The organism is Plesiomonas sp. (assembly GCF_051650925.1).
Classification (GTDB): domain Bacteria; phylum Pseudomonadota; class Gammaproteobacteria; order Enterobacterales; family CAMTGL01; genus Plesiomonas.
In genome coordinates this window covers 1-4018 of record NZ_JBOFRH010000470.1, presented here as the reverse complement: position 1 = coordinate 4018, position 4018 = coordinate 1, and the positions used below count along the sequence as shown (strand labels likewise).

Genomic DNA, 4018 nt, shown 5'->3' with positions numbered 1-4018 from the left:
AAGAGCCCAGTTTACCGCACACAGTGAGCTTTATCGGGTATTACCAGAACCTCACCCTTCATGGGGAAATGCGCTGGAAACGGAGTGGTTGCGCCGCTACGGTACAGAGTCAGTATCTACACCCGCGGCAGATACTGTGGTTTCAAGTGTGGTATCTAGTATTGAAAGCCACTCTCGGTTGAGTGTTTCGGTATCCCCTAAGTAATCAAGTAACCACTGCATTGCAGGTGAGTGATCTTGCGAGCGCCATGCGACACAGCATCGGCTGTCTAACGTTGGGGTCTCCACCTGCATCTCTATCAAACGGCCGGCCAATAACAGTGGTTTGGCGATATGAGCCGGCATCATCCCCACACACAGCCCTGCGCACAAACAATCTGTAGCAGCATACCAGTCGGGTACAACCAAACGGCGCTGATTATCCAACAGCCATGTTGTTCTCTTGGGTAATAACCGTGAGGTATCTTCAAGGCAAATAGAGGGATAACGGCTAAGTACTTGATCACTGAGCGGCTGAACCCCTTGTGCTACCGGATGATCAGGGCTGACTACAAAGTGCCATGACATACTCCCCATATCACGGTAGTCAAAACTCCCGCCAACCGGTATCGCACTGGTTGCACCGATACCCACATCTGCACGACCATCGACCAGCGCATCCCATACGCCGTTAAACACCTCCATGCTAATGAGCAGTTCCATATCGGGAAATGCACGGTAAAAGTCTGCCACCAGATGCCGAACACGATCTGGGCGCACGATATTATCCAGTGCAATCGATAGCTGCCCACGCCACCCATTGGCCACCAGTTGACAACGGTGACGAATATCGCTCATCCGTTTCAGCGTTTCACGCGCTTCATTAACAAACGTTTGCCCTGCTGGGGTGAGCACCACATCGCGATGTCTTCTTTCAAAAAGCGTAACAGCAAGCCAAGATTCTAGCTGCCTAACCGTGTAACTAATGGCCGATGGTACGCGATGAAGCTCTTGCCCTGCGGCACTAAAACTTCCGGTTCTTGCTACAGATTCAACCACTTGCAGTGTATATTCTGACCACATCATTCTGATATCAATATAATTGAAAGCAATAGACAAATATTAACGTTTTACAGGGAAAACGTCACTCAGTAGACTGCGCGCAATATCATACCCGCCGTATAAGGCTCACTGCATAAGAGTCGCAGGCAGATGCCTTATACGCATAACAATAAAAACACAGGATAGCCACATGAAATCCTCCCTCGGTTTTACCGTATACCTTGCTGGGCTTAGTATGCTTGGCTTTTTGGCCACTGATATGTATTTGCCCGCATTTGAATCTATGCAGGTCTCTCTGGGCAGCAATGCCAGTGCTATCGGTGCAACATTAAGTATCTTCCTTGCCGGTTTTGCGATAGCGCAACTGGTCTGGGGGCCGCTCTCTGATCGCCTTGGCCGTCGTCCTATTCTGCTGGCGGGGATCTTACTGTTTACTATCGCCAGTTTCGGCTGTGTGTTTGTCACCAGTACGACACAATTACTGGTACTGCGCTTTATTCAGGCGGTTGGGGTTTGTGCTGCCGCAGTGAGCTGGCAGGCATTGGTTGTTGACCGCTTTGAGGGAAATGAAGCCAATAGAATGTTTGCAACCATTATGCCGCTGGTCGCACTCTCCCCTGCACTTGCACCATTGATGGGCGTTTGGTTACTTGAACACTTCAGCTGGCGGGCAATTTTTGTCGCGTTGGGTGTGATTGGTATTCTGCTACTGCTGTGCACGTTGCGTTTGCAAGCGCGCGGCGCGCAACCTAGCACTCAAAAATCGGTCAGCTACATGACCATTTTGCAATCAACCATCTTTTCAGGTAATGCGCTGATTTTTGCTGCCTGCTCTGCTGCGTTCTTTGCATGGCTAACCGGTTCACCGTTTATCTTAGGTGAGCTGGGCTACAGCCCGCGTGATATCGGTTTGAGTTATATCCCCCAAACCATTGCTTTCTTAGCAGGCGGTTATGGTTGCCGCACGTTGCTGACTCGCACCACCGGTAAAAAAATGCTGCCATGGTTGCTTGGGTTGTTCATTCTGAGTGTGGGTATGTTGTATATCATCCCACTGACAGGTTATGTCTCTTTACTGTTGCTGATGATCCCCTTCTGCTTGCTGGCCGTAGCAAACGGCGCAATCTACCCGATTGTGGTTTCTAATGCGCTAGCACCATGGAAAGCGCATACCGGCCGTGCAGCAGCATTACAAAATGCTATTCAATTGGGATTAAGTTTTCTGGCTAGCATGATGGTATCGTGGCAGGCACAAAATGCGCTGATTGCCACGACACAAACCATGTTGATCATGGCGATGCTGGTATTGGTTGGCTATTTTTTGCAGGGTGTACGAGCAAAAAATTCGGCCACAAAACCAAGCCAAGCTTCATCACAGTAACAGGTCAATACATTACCCGAGTGAAACTTCAACCTCGGGCCAGAAATGATGCATGTGCCGGGCAGTGACCCGGCCTTCTTTTATCAGGCATAATAAGCGCTGCAGTAAAAACTCATAGCCTGGCGAATCATGAATACAGGCCGAGGCTTTAGCAACCACCATCAACGCTTTGCTCCACCGCTTTGGATGCTGCGGTGCATGCTCGGTGAAAGCGTGTAGCCCAGTGTGTGAATCCCCCACCGTATTAGCAACCAACACCGCCACCCGCTCTGATAACACGGCCTCAGGCAACGCAATGGCATTGAGTAACAGTGGATCATACAAATTTTCCGGCACACTCACGATTTTGCCGTTATCCTGATAACGCAGGCTTGCGCGATCATCCACCAACTGCTGCCATAAATCTGCCGCCTGCCGATAAGCTGAGAGCGGAAAAGCAATCGCATGCTGCTCACTTTGCCTCAGTTGTGCCATATTCTGCTCTCCGCGCAAATACCGAGCATAACGAACCTGATGGCTCTGCTGATACTCGGTATCGATATGACGAAGGATCTGGCTTTGCATCAGTGCATCTTGCAGGCTTGCCGATAACCACAGTTGCACAACACGCCCCTGCGCAAGCCAATCTGACAACAAAACCAACGGCTTTTGCATAGAGACCAGAGCATGTGTCAACTCATGTTCTGATACCGGAAACGCTGGGCTGCCGCTCATCAGCGCTTGCCAGTATATTTTACGATCAACATTCAGATCGCCATGACAGAGAATATCATCAAACAACACCACACTTTCGTGTGTTCGCCCTGACCGCCGCAGCATTTCACGCAGCGTAGCCGCACAAACGCTGTCTGAAATTATGTGGATCAGTGCAGATGCCATGGTGCTCCCCTTAAGCCCGAATCGATACTCATATGCTAAGTCAGACGCATATCAGATATTCAGAATAATAGGGTTATGAGAATAAAAACCGAGAGACAAGTTAAAAAAAAGGCCGCCATTGGCAGCCTTTAATACTAACTTGTTACAGAAATCACACTTACTGATACTGGCCAGCACGCAGTGCAGCAATACGCTTATCCAGTGAAGGATGGCTCATGAACAACTCACTGAAGCTTTTTTTACCGCTGTTGATACCAAATGCCATCATAGAGCCTTCCATTTGTGGCTCATGGCTGGTTTTCAAACGCTCAAGGGCGGCTACCATTTTATCGCGGCCTACCAGCTTGGCAGAGCCCGCATCGGCGTGAAATTCACGGTAACGTGAGAACCACATGGCAATAATGCTGGCTAGAATACCAAACACCAGTTCCAGCACCATACTGATACCAAAATAGATCAGTGGGTTTCCGTTGCTGCTCTCTTCACCATCGTCATTATTGTAAAGAAAACCGGATGCTACTTGCGCAATAATACGTGAAATAAAGATCACAAAGGTGTTCAATACGCCCTGAATCAGCGTCATCGTGACCATATCACCATTTGCCACATGGCTGATTTCATGAGCCAGTACAGCTTCGGCTTCATCACGGGTCATGCTATCTAGCAGACCACTGCTGACTGCCACCAGCGAATTATTACGGCTCGGGCCGGTTGCAA

4 protein-coding genes are annotated in these 4018 nt (G+C 49.4%); 1 reads left to right on the top strand and 3 read right to left on the bottom strand.

Features of this window, described 5'->3' with window-relative positions; genetic code table 11:
- Positions 1-96: 96 nt before the first annotated feature.
- On the bottom strand, positions 97-1062 hold the full coding sequence (punR, locus tag ACRC27_RS11440; RefSeq protein ID WP_438624239.1) for a DNA-binding transcriptional activator PunR: 966 nt from the start codon (positions 1060-1062) through the stop codon (positions 97-99).
- A 169-nt stretch (positions 1063-1231) separates the two neighbouring features.
- On the opposite strand from punR, the gene punC reads away from it, so the two are divergent.
- Positions 1232-2422 carry a purine nucleoside transporter PunC gene (punC, locus tag ACRC27_RS11435; protein ID WP_438639915.1) on the top strand — a complete coding sequence of 397 codons (1191 nt, stop codon included), beginning with the start codon at positions 1232-1234 and terminating at the stop codon, positions 2420-2422.
- 12 nt (positions 2423-2434) lie between these two features.
- Here the strand turns inward: punC and ACRC27_RS11430 are convergent, their stop codons facing one another.
- Together ACRC27_RS11430 and htpX are read right to left on the bottom strand one after the other, a co-directional pair.
- On the bottom strand, positions 2435-3301 hold the full coding sequence (locus ACRC27_RS11430; protein ID WP_438629247.1) for a DUF3658 domain-containing protein: 867 nt from the start codon (positions 3299-3301) through the stop codon (positions 2435-2437).
- 157 nt (positions 3302-3458) lie between these two features.
- A partial coding sequence (gene htpX, locus ACRC27_RS11425) for a protease HtpX (protein ID WP_438639914.1) occupies positions 3459-4018 on the bottom strand: 560 nt, incomplete at its 5' end.

What these genes read in the sequence shown, in the direction of transcription:
- punR (WP_438624239.1), bottom strand. Translation starts at nt 1,062, where the DNA reads ATGTGGTCAGAATATACACTGCAAGTGGTTGAATCTGTAGCAAGAACC.
- punC (WP_438639915.1), top strand. Translation starts at nt 1,232, where the DNA reads ATGAAATCCTCCCTCGGTTTTACCGTATACCTTGCTGGGCTTAGTATG.
- ACRC27_RS11430 (WP_438629247.1), bottom strand. Translation starts at nt 3,301, where the DNA reads ATGGCATCTGCACTGATCCACATAATTTCAGACAGCGTTTGTGCGGCT.